The sequence below is a fragment of the Blautia sp. MSJ-19 genome (genome assembly GCF_018918125.1).
GTDB lineage: Bacteria > Bacillota > Clostridia > Lachnospirales > Lachnospiraceae > Blautia_A.
Window position 1 is genome coordinate 1 of the sequence record NZ_JAHLQA010000003.1, and the last position, 18990, is coordinate 18990.

General features: G+C 43.1%; 18 protein-coding genes. 1 reads left to right on the forward strand and 17 read right to left on the reverse strand.

From position 1 onward, the window contains the following. Positions 1–115 precede the first annotated feature (115 nt). Together KQI91_RS00760 and KQI91_RS00765 are read right to left on the reverse strand one after the other, a co-directional pair. On the reverse strand, positions 116–2005 hold the full coding sequence (locus tag KQI91_RS00760; RefSeq protein WP_216390980.1) for an oxidoreductase: 1890 nt from the start codon (positions 2003–2005) through the stop codon (positions 116–118). 218 nt (positions 2006–2223) lie between these two features. Further along, complete coding sequence (locus KQI91_RS00765; protein WP_216390981.1) at positions 2224–2922, reverse strand: DUF6198 family protein; 699 nt, start codon at positions 2920–2922, stop codon at positions 2224–2226. Positions 2923–3324: 402 nt separating this feature from the next. On the opposite strand from KQI91_RS00765, the gene KQI91_RS00770 reads away from it, so the two are divergent. Next, on the forward strand, positions 3325–3510 hold the full coding sequence (locus KQI91_RS00770) for a hypothetical protein (protein WP_216391132.1): 186 nt from the start codon (positions 3325–3327) through the stop codon (positions 3508–3510). 95 nt (positions 3511–3605) lie between these two features. Here the strand turns inward: KQI91_RS00770 and KQI91_RS00775 are convergent, their stop codons facing one another. The 15 genes from KQI91_RS00775 to KQI91_RS00845 form a co-directional block, all read right to left on the reverse strand. After that, entirely contained in the window at positions 3606–4910 is a 1305-nt protein-coding gene (locus KQI91_RS00775; RefSeq protein ID WP_216390982.1) for a cytidylate kinase family protein, read from the reverse strand. Continuing rightward, the gene (locus KQI91_RS00780) at positions 4907–5362 is read right to left on the reverse strand and encodes a MarR family winged helix-turn-helix transcriptional regulator (RefSeq protein ID WP_216390983.1); all 456 of its coding nucleotides are present in this window, start codon (positions 5360–5362) and stop codon (positions 4907–4909) included. Before KQI91_RS00780 ends, KQI91_RS00775 begins: the two co-directional genes overlap by 4 nt. A gap of 116 nt (positions 5363–5478) precedes the next feature. Continuing rightward, on the reverse strand, positions 5479–7272 hold the full coding sequence (locus KQI91_RS00785; RefSeq protein WP_216390984.1) for a M56 family metallopeptidase: 1794 nt from the start codon (positions 7270–7272) through the stop codon (positions 5479–5481). A gap of 6 nt (positions 7273–7278) precedes the next feature. Then, positions 7279–7668 carry a BlaI/MecI/CopY family transcriptional regulator gene (locus KQI91_RS00790; protein ID WP_216390985.1) on the reverse strand — a complete coding sequence of 130 codons (390 nt, stop codon included), beginning with the start codon at positions 7666–7668 and terminating at the stop codon, positions 7279–7281. A gap of 134 nt (positions 7669–7802) precedes the next feature. Continuing rightward, positions 7803–8681: a hypothetical protein gene (locus KQI91_RS00795; RefSeq protein ID WP_216390986.1), complete on the reverse strand. Its 879-nt coding sequence runs from the start codon at positions 8679–8681 to the stop codon at positions 7803–7805. A gap of 315 nt (positions 8682–8996) precedes the next feature. Further along, positions 8997–9791, reverse strand: coding sequence for a pyrroline-5-carboxylate reductase (gene proC, locus KQI91_RS00800; RefSeq protein ID WP_216390987.1), 795 nt, complete (start codon positions 9789–9791; stop codon positions 8997–8999). Positions 9792–9956: 165 nt separating this feature from the next. Next, positions 9957–10172 (reverse strand): hypothetical protein, encoded by a 216-nt coding sequence (locus KQI91_RS00805; RefSeq protein WP_216390988.1) that lies wholly within the window; start codon positions 10170–10172, stop codon positions 9957–9959. A gap of 181 nt (positions 10173–10353) precedes the next feature. Then, on the reverse strand, positions 10354–11850 hold the full coding sequence (locus tag KQI91_RS00810) for a DUF4179 domain-containing protein (RefSeq protein WP_216390989.1): 1497 nt from the start codon (positions 11848–11850) through the stop codon (positions 10354–10356). Next, positions 11850–12368 carry an RNA polymerase sigma factor gene (locus KQI91_RS00815; RefSeq protein ID WP_173906284.1) on the reverse strand — a complete coding sequence of 173 codons (519 nt, stop codon included), beginning with the start codon at positions 12366–12368 and terminating at the stop codon, positions 11850–11852. The genes KQI91_RS00810 and KQI91_RS00815 overlap by 1 nt, the downstream gene beginning before the upstream one ends. A 203-nt stretch (positions 12369–12571) precedes the next feature. Then, positions 12572–13396, reverse strand: coding sequence for a hypothetical protein (locus tag KQI91_RS00820; RefSeq protein ID WP_216390990.1), 825 nt, complete (start codon positions 13394–13396; stop codon positions 12572–12574). Further along, positions 13393–14007, reverse strand: a complete 615-nt coding sequence (locus KQI91_RS00825) for a helix-turn-helix domain-containing protein (protein WP_216390991.1) — start codon at positions 14005–14007, stop codon at positions 13393–13395. The genes KQI91_RS00820 and KQI91_RS00825 overlap by 4 nt, the downstream gene beginning before the upstream one ends. An 81-nt stretch (positions 14008–14088) precedes the next feature. Next, the gene (gene cyaB / locus KQI91_RS00830; protein ID WP_216390992.1) at positions 14089–14649 is read right to left on the reverse strand and encodes a class IV adenylate cyclase; all 561 of its coding nucleotides are present in this window, start codon (positions 14647–14649) and stop codon (positions 14089–14091) included. A 335-nt stretch (positions 14650–14984) separates the two neighbouring features. Next, the gene (gene fucO, locus KQI91_RS00835; protein ID WP_216390993.1) at positions 14985–16130 is read right to left on the reverse strand and encodes a lactaldehyde reductase; all 1146 of its coding nucleotides are present in this window, start codon (positions 16128–16130) and stop codon (positions 14985–14987) included. A gap of 260 nt (positions 16131–16390) precedes the next feature. Then, on the reverse strand, positions 16391–16978 hold the full coding sequence (locus KQI91_RS00840) for a TetR/AcrR family transcriptional regulator C-terminal domain-containing protein (RefSeq protein WP_216390994.1): 588 nt from the start codon (positions 16976–16978) through the stop codon (positions 16391–16393). Continuing rightward, on the reverse strand, positions 16948–18738 hold the full coding sequence (locus KQI91_RS00845) for an aminopeptidase P family protein (protein WP_216390995.1): 1791 nt from the start codon (positions 18736–18738) through the stop codon (positions 16948–16950). The genes KQI91_RS00840 and KQI91_RS00845 overlap by 31 nt, the downstream gene beginning before the upstream one ends. Between the last annotated feature and the right edge of the window lie 252 nt (positions 18739–18990).

The window sequence follows — 18990 nt, forward strand, 5'->3', positions numbered from 1 at the left end:
GCTCCTGATCATAGTGAGTACAAAAAGTTGAGGCTTAACTTTTTATACTGGTGTAGTATTTATGACTATTATTGCAGGAATATGTGGTGTAGTAAAGGTACTCAGGTTACACCATTTACCTTGCATCACCGATCACTGCTACATACGGAGCGCAGTCTCTTAAGTTTTCCACAACGTCGGTTCTGGAACGCTGTCCTAATGCACAGATGACGGAAGTTCCCGGAACAAGAACTTTTTCTCCGCTTTCATTCTCACACCAGACACCTTCTCCGGTAACTTCCAGTCCGCGGTAGTTTGTGTGAACTTCTGCGTATTTGGCGATTTCTTTGAGAAGCAGCGGTCTGTGTCTTACGTTTGCATCTGGAGCAAGTTCGCTTCTCATCTCTACGAGGTGGACTTTCTTACCTTCCATTCCCAGATGGATCGCACATTCACAGCCGGCAAGTCCGCCGCCAAATACAACAACCTCATCGGTCACTTTCTCTTTTTCTTTATAATAATTGTTGACGATCACAACATTTTCTCCGTTCAGTCCCGGGATCGGCGGAACGAGCGGTCTACTTCCTGCTGCAATGATCAGCGCATCTGCATTCTCTTTTTCTGCGTATTCTTTTGTGACTTCTGTAGAAGTACGGATCTCCACGCCGGCGTTACGTGCAAGAAGTTCATAGGTTCCTGCCAGTTCATACATCTCATGTTTGAACGGAAGTGCCTGCTCACTCTTGAGGATTCCGCCAATTTTGTCTTCTTTCTCGCAGAGGATGACCTGATGACCTCTTCTTGCTGCAGTATAAGCTGCATAAAGTCCTCCCGGGCCGCCGCCTGCAACGAGTACTTTTTTCTTAACAGGAGCCGGATGGACTTCGTCACCTTCCATCTCACGTCCGATCAGCGGATTGACGGTACAGCGTCTTGTGGATGTTGCAGCTCTCTCTGCCATACAGGTGAAGCAGCGGAGACATTTTACGATCTCCTCATCTCTGTTTTCCATGACTTTACGCGGAAGGAACGGATCTGCGAGAAGTGCACGTGCCATGTAAACGATATCTGCTTTTCCCTCGGCAATGATCTGTTCCATCTGTGCCGGGTCATTCAAGCCGCCGATCGTTGCAACCGGGACAGAAACATGCTTCTTGATCTCGGCTGCCAGATATACATTACATCCATGCTCTTTGAACATAGACGGATGTGTGTCGCCAAAACCTCTCTGATAAGTTCCTGCGGATACATGAAGGATATCCAGATACGGCTCCAGGATCTTCGCAATCTCCACGCCGTCTTCCAGTGTGTAGCCGCCCTCGAATAATTCAGAACCGCTCATACGGAATTCGATCGGGAAAAACGGACCAACACCTTCGCGGACCGCCTTGAGTACTTCGATTGCAAAACGACAGCGATTTTCCAGAGAACCGCCGTACTCATCGGTTCTCTTATTGAAATATGGAGAAAGGAACTGGTTGATCAGCCAGCCATGTCCACCGTGCACCATGATCATCTCAAATCCGGCGCGCTTTGCCAGGGCTGCTGTCTCCTTATAGGAAGCAACAATGTCTGTGATCAGTTCTTTTGTCAGGGCTTTTACTTCCACGCCATCTGGACGGACAGTATCGGATGGTCCCCACTGATGCATGCTTTTCTGTCTGTTCTTATCTGTCATGTAGGTTCCTGCATACATTCCGGAATGGGAAAGTTCAATGCTCGGAATCGCACCATGACGGCGGATCGCATCTGCAGTATAGGTTGCGGATGCAAGAGAATTCAGGATAGAAGTATCCAGATGGTAGGCATGAGAACCGTCTGTTTCCGGGTGCACCATGCACTCGCTGACGGTAACTGCACCTGCACCGCCCTTGCCTCTCAGCTCATAAAAAGCTGTGGATTTCGGTCCGATGCAACCGTCATTTGTGATATCTGTTCCGCCCATCGGTGCAGAAAACATACGGTTACGAAAAGTTACTCGACCAACCTGTAATGGTTTACATAAATTTGGATATTTTCTTACCATGATTCTTCCTCCGTGAATATTATCTTAGCCTTTTTTCATATCTTGATACAATAGTTACAATTCAAACAGTTAGAATTATAACTATTCGTTTTTTGAATGTCAATATCCAATTTATCGAAAATGCAGGTAACAGAAAAGAGTGCAGATTCCATACTAAAATGTCTCAAATCTACACTCTTTTATAATTTCTATTCAATTATCATTCATATAAAAAATACTCAGGCTCTTTTTGTCACAAACGACTCAAATCTCACATGCTGATCCATCTTGTCACCGATCATACCGATCACTTTTCCCATGGTAAATGCGGCGAGGATCGTACCGATTCCGAGTCCGTCCAGATGTCCGAGGATGATGCAGGTCATCAGTGCTGTTATGGTAAGACAGGTAACGTCATAGCCAATTTTGATCCTGGAATATTTTACCTTTGTGATATCTGCCAGTTCTCTCGGGAACAGGTCTGTCGGGATGATCGGCAGGCCGCAGCGGTTGGAAAGTGCGATTCCGATGCACAGGAGCAGGTAGCTGATGATAAAATAAAGTACCCGGTATCCAATGGCTGTCGGCAGAACGCCTATCCACATTTCATGTACATCAAGCATCTCGCTGAATGCAAATCCAACGACAAAGCTGAAAAGATAAGGTGCAACAAATTTCTTCCGCATGATCATCAGGGATAATACCAGAAGTCCCTGGAAAATGTAGGTCCAGGTTCCAAGGGAGATCTTATTGAATACTTCCGAAAATGCATATGGTACACTGGAAATCGCCGAGATTCCGGAACCGGAATACAGCATCAGCACAACTCCCAGACTGTTGATCAATACCACCACCAGCAACGCCAGCTCGCCCCGCAGGACCGGTAATTTCTTGTTCTCTTGTGTCTCAATTTCTTCTGTCACTTTTCTTTCCTCCATAAAATACGATTTACGCCTTGTCTATCTTAGCACTCGGGAAATCTTTTTTAAAGAGACAAAATACTGATTTCGTAAAAAATTTGTCGAACGTTTCTCTTTAACATATGGATGATTAATGTTTATAATATAGAACAAATCTTTCTAATCCGTTTCTGGATAAAATTCCTGTTGTTTGTGCCTTGACAGTTGAATACAGGGTTTACACTCTTATGATTATCACCTATAATAATTGTAACTGTTCAGTACCCTCACAGTTACGAGTCAAAATGCGTTCCAAATCACCTTCGGTGATGGCATTTTGCCTTGTATGTCTCGGGATTTTGGCAAAACATGCCAAAACGCCTCGCGGGATACTACCTACTGAATAGTTGCTAATAATTAATTATGAAAGGTGGTGCCAATATGGAGGTTAATCATGATATGAGTGATCAGGAATTAAAAGCTTTACTTATCGACAAATACACAGACCTGCAGCGTATTAAAAGAGCTAATGGTGATACTGTAAACGAAGAATTAGAATATCAGATCAAAGTTGCAACAGCCAAATTATCATCTTTCGGAGTTAATGTAGAAGACCTGACATTATAAATACCAATCGAGTAACTGTATAACACAAAAGAGTGTAAATCCTGTACTGAATTGTCAGGATCTGCACTCTTTTTATCGTATACTAACATTATTTTTTATCGCTTCATCGCCTCGCGGATGCACATTTCTATGTACTCTTCTCCAAAGGCTGTATTCACAGTCAGGTCAAAGTTTGCTGATGCTCCCCAGATGCGTCCTGTATAATAATGGTAGTTATCCGCACGCTGTTTGTCTTCTTTCTGGATCTTCTGTTTTGCATCTTTTTCGGACAGATGCAGACGGTCCATAACTCGTTTCATCCTGTTTTCCATTGGTGCTGAGAAGAAGACTCTAAGGCAGTTTTTATTATCTCTGAGCGTGTAGTCGGAACAACGTCCTACGATCACACAGTTTCCTTTTGCAGCCAGTTCTCTGACAACCTTAGATTCTGCCTCATAAATCTTATCCTTTGGTGCCTCCTCGTCCGGCTGTGCATACATGTACATCTGATTTACCAGATCATACAAAAAGCTGCTGGTCATCATTTCTTCCTGTTTCTTAATGAATTCCGGTGTATATCCCGTTGTTCCGGCAGTCATCTCAATGATCTCCTGATCATAAAAAGCATAACCAAATTTTTCCGCAAGTGCTTTACCAATATCATGTCCACCGCTTCCAAACTGTCTTCCAATGACGATGACATTTCTCTGAACTGCATCTGCTGTTTTATCCACAGATGCCGCACCGGATTTGCCGACACTTTCCACATTTTCCCCTGCAAACTCTTCCGGAAAAAGAATCGGTTTGACAAATGCAAGTTTCTTACCAAGAACTCTGGCAATAAATCCAACCAGAAGTGCCGCAATGATCGTACCCTCACGTACACCATTGAGATGTCCGGTAAATACAAAAGACAGGACTGCTGCAATCACTGCCATGGAAACGTCAAAACAGATTTTTGTCGTACCAAAGTTGGTTTTCCATGTCAGAACGATCGCGCGGACAAAAGATTCTCCCGGCAGCATGACAACGTCTGCCAGCACTTCCATGTACACACCAAATCCAAGGATCAGACATCCAATCAGAAGATATACGATCTTCATAACATAGGCCTGTGGGTTTACCCATGTAAACAGAAGCATGGTAAGATCAATGAAATATCCAAAGATAATAGATACCGGGATCTGCAGAACATGTTCCAGTTTAAAATTTTTACGCAGGATCAGTAACTGCAGCAAGATCAGAAATACGCTGAAAAAAATCGTAAAGTTTCCGAGCGTAAACGGAAAACTTAAGCTTAATACATACGGAATCGATGAGATTGGTGAGGTTCCGAGACTTGCTTTGGTGATCAGGCTGACACCAAGTGAGTTCACAAACAGACCAATCAGAAAGATCACGTATCTTTTTAATTTGTTCATTTGTTCCTTCCTTCTTTCCCTGTTTCTTCGCAGCCTGTCTCAGACAGGTTGCTGTAAATTTTATGATAAATCTTCATAAAAGCCTCTGCTTCTTCTGGAGAAATATCTTTCCACGCAGCCTCCTCGATCTCCACAAAAGCTTCTTCCACAAGCTTCTGACTTTTTTTCCCGGATTCTGTCATAAAAATATGAAAAGTCCTTCTGTTTCCATTGAGCATACGCCGCTCGATCAGACCTTTCTCTTCCATACGGTTCAAAATTGAAGTCAAAGACCCTGCCTCAATAAAACAACCCGCTGCGATTTCCTTCTGACTGGCTCCATCATGACTTTTAAGATAATCCAGAACCTTCGGCTGTCCAAGCGTAAGCCCCGAAGCCTTCACCTTTTCCAGAAGCCTCTTCTGGATCAGCATCTGGTTAGCCATTGTCAGATAATGCAATGATGTGTCCATGTTTCACGTTCCTTCCCTTTTTGTGTTTAATGCAAAATAAAATAGTTATAATTCTAATATTTAGAATTATAACTATTTTTATAAAAGATGTCAACCTTGCTTTTGTTTGGTTTTATCTATTCCGTATAGGTATTTCCATTCTCATCGGTCCAGGTGCCGTCGCCATTGTCGGTATAACCCACACCGTTTGAATCGCGGTAATAATAGTCGCCGTTTGTGGTCTCTTTTATATCTACCGTTCCGTTGCTGCCCTGAAGTTCACGCTGATCCAGCTGGGTTCCGGAATTATAATCCGAATCATTCCAGGTTCGGTAGGAATTTCCATTGGCATCTGCCCAGTTGCCATCCCCCTGATAGCTGTAGCGGAATCCATTGTCATCAGAATACGTTCCGTCTCCGTTATCGTAAAGAACTCTGGACTCGTCATCACCTTCACCCGATGCCACGATTGATCCAACACCGGAAGAACCGCTGAACCCGCTGGTGTATGGCACGCCTGCCGGCAGGTTCTCATAATAGGATGTAGTTCCATCGGTATCATAACCATTTTCAGAAGCTGATGTTTCCGCTGCCTGCGTACCGTTTTCCTCGCCAGCTGCCGATGCTGTTTCCGTATCTGTATTTTCTGTGGAATTCTCCGCATTTTGTGACACGTTCTCTGTGGCAGTTATTTCTGTGCCATCTTGTCCACCCTTTGTCCCTGCGTTTTCCTGCATATCTACCATTTCAGAAACCTGTGCGTAATCCGGAGAACTGTTTTCCTCTGGATTCCCACGCCTGTCTGTACCAGCTTGCTCCGTCCCCACCGGTACTGCATCTGTTCCTGCCGAAACATTAAATGCCAGATTGCCGCCTGCAAGAAGCACTGTCACCAGAATTCCCGGAAGGATGCCCCTTCGAAGCTTTCGAATATTCAGCATATACAGAATTCTGTCTTTAAACACCATTCCGCTGTCATTGAGGCTGGCAGTCACATATGGAACCTGATTATCCATTGCCACTGTTCGAAGAAGCAACTGACGATACAGTTTATGTTCCTTTGAATTCACATGATGGATAACCGCTGTGTCGCACAGATTTTCGATATCTTTGTCTGCTTCTTTCAGCATCATAAGAAGAAATGGATTAAACCAGTACACAGTCGCACAGATTCTAAGAAGCATCTTGTACCAGAGATCTCTGTGACAGTAATGTGTCAGCTCATGATAAAAAACAAGTTTTCTCTCTTCTGCGGAATAACCAGTTGCCGGGAGATACAGTTTTGTGTGAAAAAGTCCGGCCAGAAGCGGCGTCGTAAGCCCGGCATTTTGTCTCAGCTCCGGAGCTTTACGCACATGTTTATTTTTGCATACATTTCTGTATATCTGAATGCTTACAGGATTACTGACCGGAAGACTCATTCTTCTGAGATTTCGCATGGAAAGATAATACGCCAGAAACTCTCCTGCCAGCTTCAAAACTGCCACGATCAGCCAGACCACCACAAAAATACCTGCAGCAATCTGCATCCATCTGCCTGTAATATGAACTGCTGCTGACTTCTGTCCGTTTACATTTCCGTCCATCATGACCTGCTGTGAATTCATCAGCCGTCCATTATCCTGTCCTGCGGTATCCGTGCCACTCATCTGCTGCATCTTCTCAGTCGCTGCTTCCGTATGACCTTCCATTCCGTCCGGCACACCCGCTGTCCCCCGTGTGCTGTAACTCTGCACCCTGACATCCACAAGTGAGAAATTCGCCGGAAGATGTACCGGAATCAAAAGGCTTACCGCAACAAACAGCCAGATAAAATATTTCCATCTCGCCGACACTCTGCCCTTAAGCATGATTGCAAGAAGTTTTACCAGCAAAATAATAATTGCAGCAATGATATTCAACTTCAAAATATGCAAAACAAGCACTTCCACAGTCTGTCATTCCTCCCTGTCATCCAGTTCTTTGAGAAAATCACTGAGATCCTGGATTTCTTCAGAACTGATCTTTTTGCCCTGATAAAGTGATGTTACAAATTTTTTTAATGAATTTCCATAAAGCTTCTCAAGAACACTCTGGCTTTCGTGTGCCTGGTAATCAGACTGAGAAACCAATGGTGTATACAGATTCATCTTTCCCTGCTTGGTCACTTCTACAAAATTCTTAGCTTCCAGTCTGGTCAGTAATGACAGGATCGTTGTCGGTGCAAGATTTTTCTTCGTGTTGATCACTTTCTCAATCTCCGGTCTTGTCATTGGCGGAGTGCCATTCCACAGAACGAGCATAATATCCAGTTCTGATTCCGGAAGCCTTTGATATGTTTTTTTCACTCTTACGCCTCCTTTTATTACTAATTTCTACAAATGTAGGATTAGTTTTATTGTATCACATCCACAACCAATTACAACTGTTTCCTTTCCACGATCAAACAACTCATTTCAATTTTTCTGTTATAACTCACCTCTTAGTTCTCCGTATAGCTGTTTCCGTTCTCGTCACTCCACGTTCCGTCGCCATTATCTGTAAAACCTGTACCGTTGTCATCACGGAAATAGTAACCTCCATTTGTAGTCTGAGTAACTGTCACACTATTGCCATCTGCATCCGTAAGGGTATGCTGTTCCAACTCCGCGCCCATATAATGTGTATCATCATTCAGTGCCTGCCAGGTCTTACCGTTTTCATCTGTAAAATAAACCTCATCGTCAGTTGTGTAGACTGTGCCGTCATCACCGGCATATTTGCTACTGTAGTCTGTATAAATGGTTCTCTCCACAGAAACGGAATTTCCATCGCTGTCAAATAATGTCAGAGTATCTGTAGAAAGAACACCTGCCTTTCCTTCCTCGGAGGAACTTCCCGCATCAGAAGCACTTCCATCTGCATCCGAGGAAGATGCTGCTTCTCCAGAACTCTGGCTGTCAGATGCATTTTCCACAGTCGAACCATAAGTTGTTGTCAACGACGGGTTTCCCGGATAGGAAATATTCTCCACGATCTGTCTCACCTCGCTGATATCCTCTGCATCTTTCGCATAGCCGACTACCATGTACAGACTGTTTCCTTCTGAATAAATTGTCTGATAGCATGCTTCATAAGTATCATTACATTTCGCAATTCCGGTTTTGACATCATCAAGTGCATATTTGTAGATATTTACATAATCACTGCCATTTGTATAGCTTGCATAAGTTCCTTCGGTATCTGCCTTCTCCCAGCCGGAATCTGCCGGTGGCTGCGTATAAAAATCATTGCTGGCTGCTGCCATAACGTTTGTAGCAGAAAAAATCCCCAGTGCAGCGACTGTCATAAGTGTCATAAATTTTGCTGATCTCGTTTTCATAATGGAATCTCCCTTTGCATTTTTATTTTCTACTTTTGTAGAAGTTATTTGTATTCTACATCTGTAGAACTTATATGTCAATCATTATTTCTACAATTGTAGAATTTTCATCTATACGCCACTTGTCAGCTTCTGCATCTGATTTTTCCAATTCCCGTATTTTCTAAAATGAACAATAAAAATTCCACTGTAATCCCCTCCGTACTCTCTGTCGGATTTCAATTACAGTGGAACATTCATACCACATCTTCTCAAAAATCGTTTCTTATAAAGTTTTCAGGAATTTATATTTTCCCGTAAAATGCTTTGCAAAACTCACATTCCCTTTGCTTTCTTTACGCACTCTGTCTGTGCCTCGATCACTGCACTGCGGAAGCCTTTTTCTTCGAGGACGCGGACTGCCTGAATCGTGGTTCCTGCCGGGGAGCAGACCATATCTTTGAGTTCTCCCGGATGTTTGCCGGTCTCCAGCATCAGTTTCGCACTTCCAAGTACGGACTGTGCGGCGAATTTGTATGCCTGTGCTCTCGGCATTCCGTCTGCAACTGCTGCATCTGCCATTGCCTCAAGGAACATGAACACATACGCCGGAGAGCTGCCGGAAACGCCTACGACTGCGTCCATCAGATGCTCCGGGATCACTTCTGTCTTGCCAAAGGTGTCGCAGAGTTTTACAGCAAGCGCGGTTTCTTCTTCTGTGACCAGTTCATTGACACAGAGAGCTGTCATTCCCTCACCGACCATCGCCGGAGTGTTTGGCATGGTACGAATAACTTTTGTATTTTCGCCAAGGTGCTCGCCAAGCCACTGCAGAGTCTTACCCGGTGCGATGGAAATAAAAATCTGTCCTTCTTTTACACTGCCTTTGATCTCATCCAGAACACCCTCCAGAAACTGTGGCTTCACTGCCAGAAAAACAACATCCGCAAAATCCACCACCTGCGCATTAGTATCTGCTTTCTGGATACCAAGTTCCTTCTCAATCTTCTCGCGGGTCTTATCTGACTTTGCAGAAGCGATCATATCTGATGCTTCCACCTCTCCACTTTTCAGAATTCCCTTTAACATGGCTGTCGCCATATTTCCACAGCCGATAAAACCAATTTTCATGATAATCTTCCTCCTTGTGTGAAAACATAGTTAAGTTGCTCTGTCGCTTTACAAAATTACAGCGGCATTTTCTTTATTATACATCACCTGGAGACTTTTGGGAATCTCTGTCTGCTTTATTTCCAGATATATTAGCATCCTTCTTAGAGCTTGTATTCTTTAATACTACCAATATTTTTTCACATAATTGATAGCATCTTCTTCAGATAAAGAAAACTCTTCCTTTACATTTTCGTTTAAAAGCACCTGAAATAGTTCTGGATCGCTATTAAAATCATGTCCTTGTTTCTCTGCATGTTCTATGCCGATTGCAAAATCATACTCAATCATGCGAATAACCATTGTCGTATCGTCCGTACTCTGACATTCGATATGATACATTTTCCTCTTTGGAATCAGTGGCAGATATTGCCTGAAAAATCATTTATTGAAATATTTAGATTACTGCTTACATTTTATACTATCCCCCCTTACCTTCATACAATTTGGTCTGTTACTTAGAAACGCTAGCATAAAAAAGGCGATGGATCATCAAGATCGCATCGCCTTTTTGTACTTGGGATTATTTGAAATGTAATGTTTTGTGATATTTTGCGTACTGGTCAAGAAGGTCGCTCCATTTCTGGCCTTCTGGTTTGTTTTCGTTGTTGTTGTAGTTATCCTCGCCTTTCAGTTCATCCATATACTGAACATAGTCCAGAATATAGATGTCAACGGTAGAAATATCTCTGTCCTGAATCGCGAAAATATTGCAGTTTCCGACGGAATCATTGTATGGAAGTTTGTTTCCGTTGGCATCGAGGGCTACCATGAAGCAGTCACTGTTGGAGCCTTCTTCGTAAAGTTCATTTACAGTCAGTTCGTATGGGGTGCGGATCACAGATTTGAGACCGATACCTGCATCATTCGTGTCGTTGAGTTCCAGGGTTTCTGTCTGGGAATCGTCTACCGTAACCGGGATATCGAAGCTCCAGTCTCCTTCGTATGTGTAATAACCGGCATCCTCTCCATACTTTTCATAATCCTCTTCTGACCACTGATAGTTTGCTTCCATCCCCTTTACCTTCGTGATATCCAGATGCAGGTTAAAGGTATCCGGAATCTCAATGTCTTTAATGTATTTCTGATATTCTCCACCACGCGCAGATACTTTATTGATATACTCTTCCAGCAATGCATATCCTTCATCTGTCTCATCCGAAAGATCTGCATCCGTAATTCCCATCTCATCCAGTACCTGCTGTGTCATTTCGTTGTATTTCTCACTATACTCCGTATAATCCTTCGCAGCCTGTGCAAGATCATAGCGGAAAATGCAGGCATACGTATTATCATCCAGAAACTGTCCTTCCACCTGTCCATCGATGATTGGATCTGCGTCTTCATTAAAATCCACACCGCCGGTCATATCCAGATTTATGACCGGTGTTCCGCTTTCCGCTATGGTTTCCGTCTGCGGAAATGGGGTATCACTCTTAAACTGCATGGTCACATAGACAGCCTGACTGTTGGCAAATACTTCCGAACAGGTAATCGTCAGACCATCTGCTGTTTTGGTGTAGGCGGTGTCTTCTTTTGCTGTTGTGACCGCGGCATTTGCGGCTGTCGAATCCTGTCCGGTCGTATTAGATTCCGTTGTATTTCCTTCGCCTGTTTCGGAAGTAACATCATCGTTTTCTGTAGTGCTTTCTCCTTCTGACCCGGTTGTTCCGTCAACAGCTTCCAGCGTCGTTGCATGATCCGCAAAATCTCCAAAGAAACTTACACTGTCCTGCAACGTTTCAAAAAGTCCTCCCACAACCGGGATATTTTTTGCCATTACCGGATTTGTAGCACAAAACACAAATCCGACTGCCAGTACTGCTGCCGCACCTCCTGCGATCCTGCCACCGATCTTCATCCAGTGGTATGGATCCTTCGGTGCTTTTTTCTGTACTGCGGTATTGTCTTCGATCAGACGGTATGCCTGATTGATCCGCTCATGTACGATCACCGGTATTTCTGTATCCTTCTGAAGTTTTTCCTGAAAATCTTTTTCGTTATTATTAAAAGTCATCATCAAACACGTCCCTCCCTGACCTTGTACTCATACATCTGTGCTATCTGTTTTCTGCCTCTTTGAAGACGGGATTTCACAGTACTTTCTTTCATATCCAGGATGTCGCTGATCTCGCGGATATTGAATCCTTCCATGTAGTACAGAAGGATCACCAGACGGTACTTGTTATCCAGCGGTTCCAGCACCTGTGCCCATTCCTTCGCTGCATATTCTTCCTCATAAAAAGGCGTCTCCGGCATCTGATCGGTGTATGTGATCTGTTTCTTTCTCTGCAGAATATCTTTGCATTTGTTGATCAGAATCCGTATCATCCATGTCTTAAAATACTTGTTCTGCTTCAGACTTTTGAGATTTTCATAACAGGAAAGGATCGTATCCTGGATCGCATCGGCAGCATCTTCATCGTTTTTGAGATAGGAAAACGCAACCTTATACATGCACTGCACCTGTTCATCCATAAGCCGGCAGAATGCATCTTTATCGCCTTTTTTTGCCTTTCTTATCAAAAATTCATTCATCATCTTCTCCATTCTCCTGTCTCTGACCGGTCATCAGGAAATGTGTTGTAAAAGCTTTTTTGTTTCTGTGCTTCTACTTATTAGACCCAGAAACTGCCAAAAAGGATGCAGGTTTTTTAGAAAAATTTCCTGTTAAAAAACATATAAAAACACCGCAGAGTCACCGGAAGGGGTGTGGCTCTGCGGTATATGGCTTATTTTTATTACTGTCTTCTCATCAGATAAGCATATTTACGGATTTGTGTACGAAACAGACTCTCAACACGTTCCCGGATTTTATCAGAATAACTTTTCTGGAATCGATTCAGTATTTCCTGGATCTCTTTTATGGAAAACGTAAATTTGATCTGATTCCCATACAGTTCTTCTGCTGCTTCCAGCTGTATATCAAAATCCGAATGAAATGGCTTTGCTTCTATCTTTTCCATGCATTTTTCGACAGATAGATCTATAGGATAGTCATAACTCGTATCTGAAAACAGGCAGAGCCCCTGGTCAAAAATCGGACTCAGCAAATACTGTCCAGTTTTTTCGTTATAGATTACAGCAATATTGTTTGTATGGCGGTCTTCATTCAGAAAAAATGCATCTATTTCCAATATAGCCGTAATATATTTGCCAAAGTCTTCTATATGCGTAATCTCCTCCATCTGCTCGACCAGATATTGGATTTTCTCTGATACATCTGCGAATTCCGACAATTTAACTGCCAGACTTTCTCCTGTATATTGACGATACAGCTTTTCCACCGGAATGAGAATCTGATCCTGCTGCAAAAAATCCCTGCTGGAACAGCCATTTACCATATTTCCTCTATACTCTATCCGAACATACTGATAGTCAACAAACGGATACGCCAAATTACTCTTTTTCAAAAGTGTGGAAACCATCACCTCTGACAGACTTTCATATCCCATATAATCTGCTTTGTACCATGTATCTTCTATCTTCCATTTGCGCTGATCTCCCTTGGAAGTATGACCAGTTTTGTAAAGTGGAGAAACTGTATCAAGTACTATTTTTTTCATTTTACATCATCCTTTTTCAAAATCATGATCCATTGATGATCTCCTTCCATGTAACCCTGGGTTTTCTCTATGATAAGCAGCGGATCATAAAATGGAAGGTTCATTTCTCTCAAAATTTCTTTCGCGTGATCGCGTGTTCTGGGGAAACATCTGTCCTCTAAAAAATATTCAAAATCTGCCCATTTCGGCTCCTGCAGTACTCCAAAGGCTCGTAATGGGATCTGCTCTGTATAGTTCTGGATATATATTTTTTCATGTTTAAAATCAATGTCAATCGTCGTGCACAGATCATCATGATTCATATAATCCATACGCATTTTTATGTCCGGATCATCACTGAAATGGTGTGCACGTTTGATCTGACTGTAAATTGTCTGTCTCGAAACCTGATATTCCCGGGCGATCTGTGCAATCTTTTCTCCTCGCTTCTGCAATGCCAGAATCCGGGCAATCTGTGGTTCTGTAAAAGAATTCTTCCTTCCACAGCTATGCCTGGATGCACTTTCATCTGCATCTATATTTTTATCTACTGACCTGGAAATCTGCCTCAGCTTCTCAAGATCAGTCGTTCCAAAAATTTGATATATCTGTTGTTTAAAATCTTTTTCCATATCCGCCTCACCTCGCTAAATTGAGGATAACATGCCATAAAAAAAGTGTCAAGAAATTATTACTTGACACTTTTTGACATTTTATTTTTTCTTCCTTTTCAGAAGCATAGACAGATAGGAGGTTCTCGTCGTATCCTGCATGGAATAGCCAAGCGTATGCAAAATCTGTTCCAGCTGATCGAGGGCTGCTTCCCGTTTCGTCTCTTCATCGACAATAATCTCCAGTTCCAGATAATCTCCCAGGTTCGTGACAGCATCCACGCAGACAGTGATATTATCCCTGTGATAATACTGCCGAAGCTTCTCCACCACCGGAACCGGCCGGAAACCAATCCTCTCCAATATCCCCTGACAAACCGCCCCATCCCCCACAGGCGTCTCCAACTCCTGCCGCGTCATAGAAGTACTATCAAGTTTCGCACCCTTATACGTAATCACAGCCGACCTCTCCCCCGTTCCCATATCCTCAACACACCTCACCCGAAGCGCCTCATCCAACGCCACAAAATCATGATGCTCCGCCATATAATAAGTATCAGACTCCATAACAAACTTCCCCTTACAAAACCCAATCTCTGCCAGAGTTTCCTCTATACATTTCTTATCACTTATCCTTAATTTAATCTCAACTTCTATGCTCATAACTACTTACACTCCCACTATTTTTCTTCTAATATAGCACAATACATCCAACATGAACACCTCCCCCTTCCAACACCTGATCCATCCCCCATAGTATAGCATACTTCAGAAAAACCCTCCCCATAAGAACGCCAAGACTCAAAGTATCACATAAAAAAGAGGAACCCTTTTTACGAAAACCTCCCCACCTGAAACACCAGGAGAAATTTTCAAAGGATTCCCCACACAACAAAATTCACGTCAAACACCCGGCCCAGGGTGTGCAGAGGGACTGGCGAAGTCCCTTTGCGGTTTTAAATCTTCAAGATTCAAAAAGATTGCACAATCTTTTTAAATTACATAATCTTTCTAAACAGATCTTTCAGATCCTCCACACTCGCATCTTTCGGGTTACCTGGTGCGCAGGCATCTGCATATGCAGATTCAGCCAGGAACTGAAGATCTTCTTCTTTAATAGCCTCCAGCTTAGTTGGAATTCCAACATCAACAGAAAGTTTTCTTACTGCATCAATTGCAGCCTTTCTGTACTCTTCCTGAGTCATAGAATCCACATCTTTCACACCCATTGCACGTGCGATCTCACGATATTTCTCCCCAGTGCATTCCTGATTATATTCCATTACGATCGGAAGCATCATAGCGCATGCAACACCATGCGGAGTATCATAAACAGCTCCCAGTGTATGAGCCATGGAATGTGCGATTCCAAGACCTACATTTGAGAATCCCATACCTGCAATATACTGTCCAAGAGCCATTCCCTCACGGCCTTCTTTGGTGTTTTCAACAGCTCCGCGAAGAGATTTGGAGATCAGTTCGATTGCTTTGAGATGAAACATATCTGTCATTTCCCATGCAGCTTTTGTAGTATATCCTTCAATTGCATGAGTCAGGGCATCCATACCTGTAGAAGCGGTCAGTCCCTTAGGCATGGAGGACATCATTTCCGGGTCAACAACTGCGATGATCGGCATGTCATGCGGGTCAACGCATACAAATTTACGTTTCTTTTCTACATCTGTGATAACGTAGTTGATGGTAACTTCTGCTGCTGTACCTGCAGTTGTCGGAACTGCGATGATCGGTACACAAGGTTTCTTTGTCGGTGCTGTGCCTTCCAGACTTCTTACATCCTCAAATTCCGGGTTTGCAATGATGATACCAATTGCTTTTGCAGTATCCATGGAAGAACCACCACCGATCGCAATGATATAATCTGCACCGGATTTCTTGAATGCAGCTACACCATTCTGTACGTTCTGGATAGTCGGGTTTGCTTTGATATCAGAATAAATTTCGTATTCCAGACCTTCTTTTTCAAGGACATCTGTTACTTTACTTGTTACATTGAATTTGATCAGATCCGGATCGGAACATACAAATGCTTTTTTGAATGCATGTGCTTTTGCTTCGTTTGCAATTTCTGCAATTGCACCTGCTCCATGATAAGAAGTTCCATTTAAATTAATTCTGTTTGCCATGATAATTACATCCCTTTCTTCATTGTCTGTGAAGTACTCGCTTATCAGTTCGTCACAGTTTTATCTCTAAATTTGTTATTATCTTAACAATATTTTTCTAAAAAAGAAAGTTACAGAATCCAACAAGTGTAACGTTTTCTGTAACTTTCGTGATTTGTTCTAAATTTGCGCATTCATATTCAGTAAAAATAACCAGATGTATCTTTCCTGTTTATAGAATTTTTTCTATAACGCCTGTATTTCCAATATTTTTGAGGTTGTCAGTTCAGGATTTCAAGTCTCATAAAAATCTCTGTAAGTTTCTCCGGCATCCCATCTACAATGATAGATGCCAGTTCTTCCGGGGTACATGTCACCCCTCCTGTCACCCATTTGACAGTCATATAAATAGAGCTCTGGCAGTACATTTCCAACAGATAATGGACATTTTCACCCGGTACATTGCCAGTTTTTTCACGAATTAAATTTTCGTAAAACTGTAAGATCAGCTCGAAATCATGCTGTCTGAGGGAATTCTGTTCGTCATAACGAAACGCTGCCCCAAAAAACTTCTGCTCTTCCTGAATATAAGTAAACTTCTTGACCAGAGCATCATAGACCGTCTTTCCACGTCCCATATGCTCAAAAGATTTCGTAAGAAGTTTGTCAAAATACCAGTTGATCAGGTCGTATTTGTCCAGAAAATTTCTGTAAAAAGTCTGTCTCGTAAGCTCACATTTCTCTGTGATCTGCTTCACTGTGATGTTCTCTACAGGAGTTGTCTGCATACATTCTTTCATGGCCCGCGCCAGCCGGTATTTGGTTTTTTCACCCTTTGTCAGATCTCTCTGGTTGCCTGTTTCAGCCATTCTTTTTCTTCCTCATCTAAGTATGGTGATATGGTCATATATACTTTCTGATGGTAATCATTCAGAAGTTTCCGCTCGCGTTCTGTCATCTCTTCCAGGTTGATTCCCTCCAGATCAAACGGAACCATTGTCAGTGGTTCAAAGCACATGAACTGCCCGAACGATGTCTTTTCTGCCTTTTTGCAGAGGACAAGATTTTCGTGGCGGATCCCAAATTCATTTTCCAGATAATAGCCTGGTTCGTCGGAGGTGATCATGCCTTCCTCAAGCACCGGTGCCGGATTTCCCGGAAGGTTTTTCCAGCGGAAGCTGTTCGGTCCTTCGTGAACATTCAGAAGATAGCCTACCCCGTGTCCTGTGCCGTGGTTATAGTCTTCACCCAGTTCCCAGAGCGGTCCTCTGGCAAGATAATCAAGGTTTAAACCGGTACATCCGTACTTGAATTTCGCCGCTGCCAGGTTCAGATTCCCGCGCAGAACTGCTGTAAAATATTTCTTTTCTTTCGCTGTGACAGGTCCAAGAACAATGGTTCTTGTGATATCTGTTGTTCCCTCCAGATAATGTCCGCCGGTATCCGCAAGCACCATTCCTCTGGCTTCAAGTGGGATATCTGTCTCTTCTGTCGCGCTGTAATGCACGATCGCAGCATGCGTTCCATAAGCAATGATCGGATCGAAACTGTCCCCCAGAAAATGCTCCTGTTCACTGCGGAACTGATACAGTTTCTCCGCCGCACTTAGTTCTGTAACATTGCCTTCCGGCACATTTTTCTTAAGCCAGTAGATGAATTTCGTAACCGCAACACCATCTTTGATATGTGCGATTCTTTCATTTTTCATCTCTGTTTCATTCTTGATTGCTTTCGGAAAAAGAGTCAGATTTGGTGCATCCAGAATCGTCACTTCCGATGGAATATTACTTACCAGACGGCTGTTGACATTCGCCCTGGAGAGCAAAACTTTCTTATCTGAAGAAATGGTCTGAACGTAAGAATAGACATCATCGTATGGGTAAATCTTTACCCCATCTTCCTCCAGATCATTGCGGATCTCCTCTGAAAAAACTACTTCATTTGCATATAATCTAAGTTCATTCTCTGTCATTACAAGGTAAGAAAGAACTACCGGACAGCAGTGGATATCGTTACCGCGGATGTTCAAAAGCCAGGCGATATCATCGAGGGATGTGAGGATAAAAGTGTCGGCTTCTTTTGCTTTCATCTGCTCACGTATCTCTGCAATCTTATCTGCTCTGGACTTGCCGGTCCATCGGATATCCAGTTCCATGACCGGCTCACAGGAAAGAGCTGGACGGTCTTCCCAGATTTCGCCGATCAGGTCGTCGTTTACAGAAAATGTGATGTGTTTTTCCTGCAGAAGTTCCTGTAATTCTTCTGCTTCTCTGGCACTTACAGTACGTCCGTCGAAACCAAGACACATGCCTTCTTCTAATTTATCTTTCAGAAACTGATGCACGGTCGGAATCCCTGGCTCGCCGGATCTGAACAGTTCTATCGTCGTATCGCGAAGCTGATCCGCCGCCTGGATAAAATAGCGGCCATCGGTCCACAGACCTGCCATATCCTGTGTGATGACAGCAGTTCCTGCGGAGCCGGTGAAGCCGGTGATATATTTCCTGCATTTGAAGTAATCACCTACATATTCTGATCCATGGAAATCATCTGTTGGAACCAGATAGGCGTCTATCTTTTTTTCTTTCATAAGAATGCGAAGGGCGTTTAGTTTTTGTTTTATAGTCATTTTGCTTATGCCTCCCTGCATAACCGTCGGGTGTAAATTTTATAAATTTACTTTAAACAGGATATATATATTTGTCAAGAGAGGAAGAGGACTTCCCTTGGACCCGTTAATTTGCATTGACATTTCCTGTCTGGGCTGCCGCCCTGGGGGGGTATTTATATTGAGAATATAAGAAAACCCCGCAAAGGGGACTTCGACGTCAGCCCCCTCTGCACACCCCTCGGCTAAATGTCTGACGGAAATTTCGTCTTA

Bases quoted from the DNA above. Each gene is read 5' to 3' on its own strand.
- KQI91_RS00810 (WP_216390989.1), bottom strand. From the start codon at position 11,850: ATGATGACTTTTAATAATAACGAAAAAGATTTTCAGGAAAAACTTCAG.
- fucO (WP_216390993.1), bottom strand. From the start codon at position 16,130: ATGGCAAACAGAATTAATTTAAATGGAACTTCTTATCATGGAGCAGGT.
- KQI91_RS00825 (WP_216390991.1), bottom strand. From the start codon at position 14,007: ATGGAAAAAGATTTTAAACAACAGATATATCAAATTTTTGGAACGACT.
- KQI91_RS00845 (WP_216390995.1), bottom strand. From the start codon at position 18,738: ATGACTATAAAACAAAAACTAAACGCCCTTCGCATTCTTATGAAAGAA.
- KQI91_RS00765 (WP_216390981.1), bottom strand. From the start codon at position 2,922: ATGGAGGAAAGAAAAGTGACAGAAGAAATTGAGACACAAGAGAACAAG.
- cyaB (WP_216390992.1), bottom strand. From the start codon at position 14,649: ATGAGCATAGAAGTTGAGATTAAATTAAGGATAAGTGATAAGAAATGT.
- KQI91_RS00775 (WP_216390982.1), bottom strand. From the start codon at position 4,910: ATGAACAAATTAAAAAGATACGTGATCTTTCTGATTGGTCTGTTTGTG.
- KQI91_RS00815 (WP_173906284.1), bottom strand. From the start codon at position 12,368: ATGAATGAATTTTTGATAAGAAAGGCAAAAAAAGGCGATAAAGATGCA.
- KQI91_RS00770 (WP_216391132.1), top strand. From the start codon at position 3,325: ATGGAGGTTAATCATGATATGAGTGATCAGGAATTAAAAGCTTTACTT.
- KQI91_RS00780 (WP_216390983.1), bottom strand. From the start codon at position 5,362: ATGGACACATCATTGCATTATCTGACAATGGCTAACCAGATGCTGATC.
- KQI91_RS00840 (WP_216390994.1), bottom strand. From the start codon at position 16,978: ATGGCTGAAACAGGCAACCAGAGAGATCTGACAAAGGGTGAAAAAACC.
- KQI91_RS00805 (WP_216390988.1), bottom strand. From the start codon at position 10,172: ATGTATCATATCGAATGTCAGAGTACGGACGATACGACAATGGTTATT.
- proC (WP_216390987.1), bottom strand. From the start codon at position 9,791: ATGAAAATTGGTTTTATCGGCTGTGGAAATATGGCGACAGCCATGTTA.
- KQI91_RS00820 (WP_216390990.1), bottom strand. From the start codon at position 13,396: ATGAAAAAAATAGTACTTGATACAGTTTCTCCACTTTACAAAACTGGT.
- KQI91_RS00795 (WP_216390986.1), bottom strand. From the start codon at position 8,681: ATGAAAACGAGATCAGCAAAATTTATGACACTTATGACAGTCGCTGCA.
- KQI91_RS00760 (WP_216390980.1), bottom strand. From the start codon at position 2,005: ATGGTAAGAAAATATCCAAATTTATGTAAACCATTACAGGTTGGTCGA.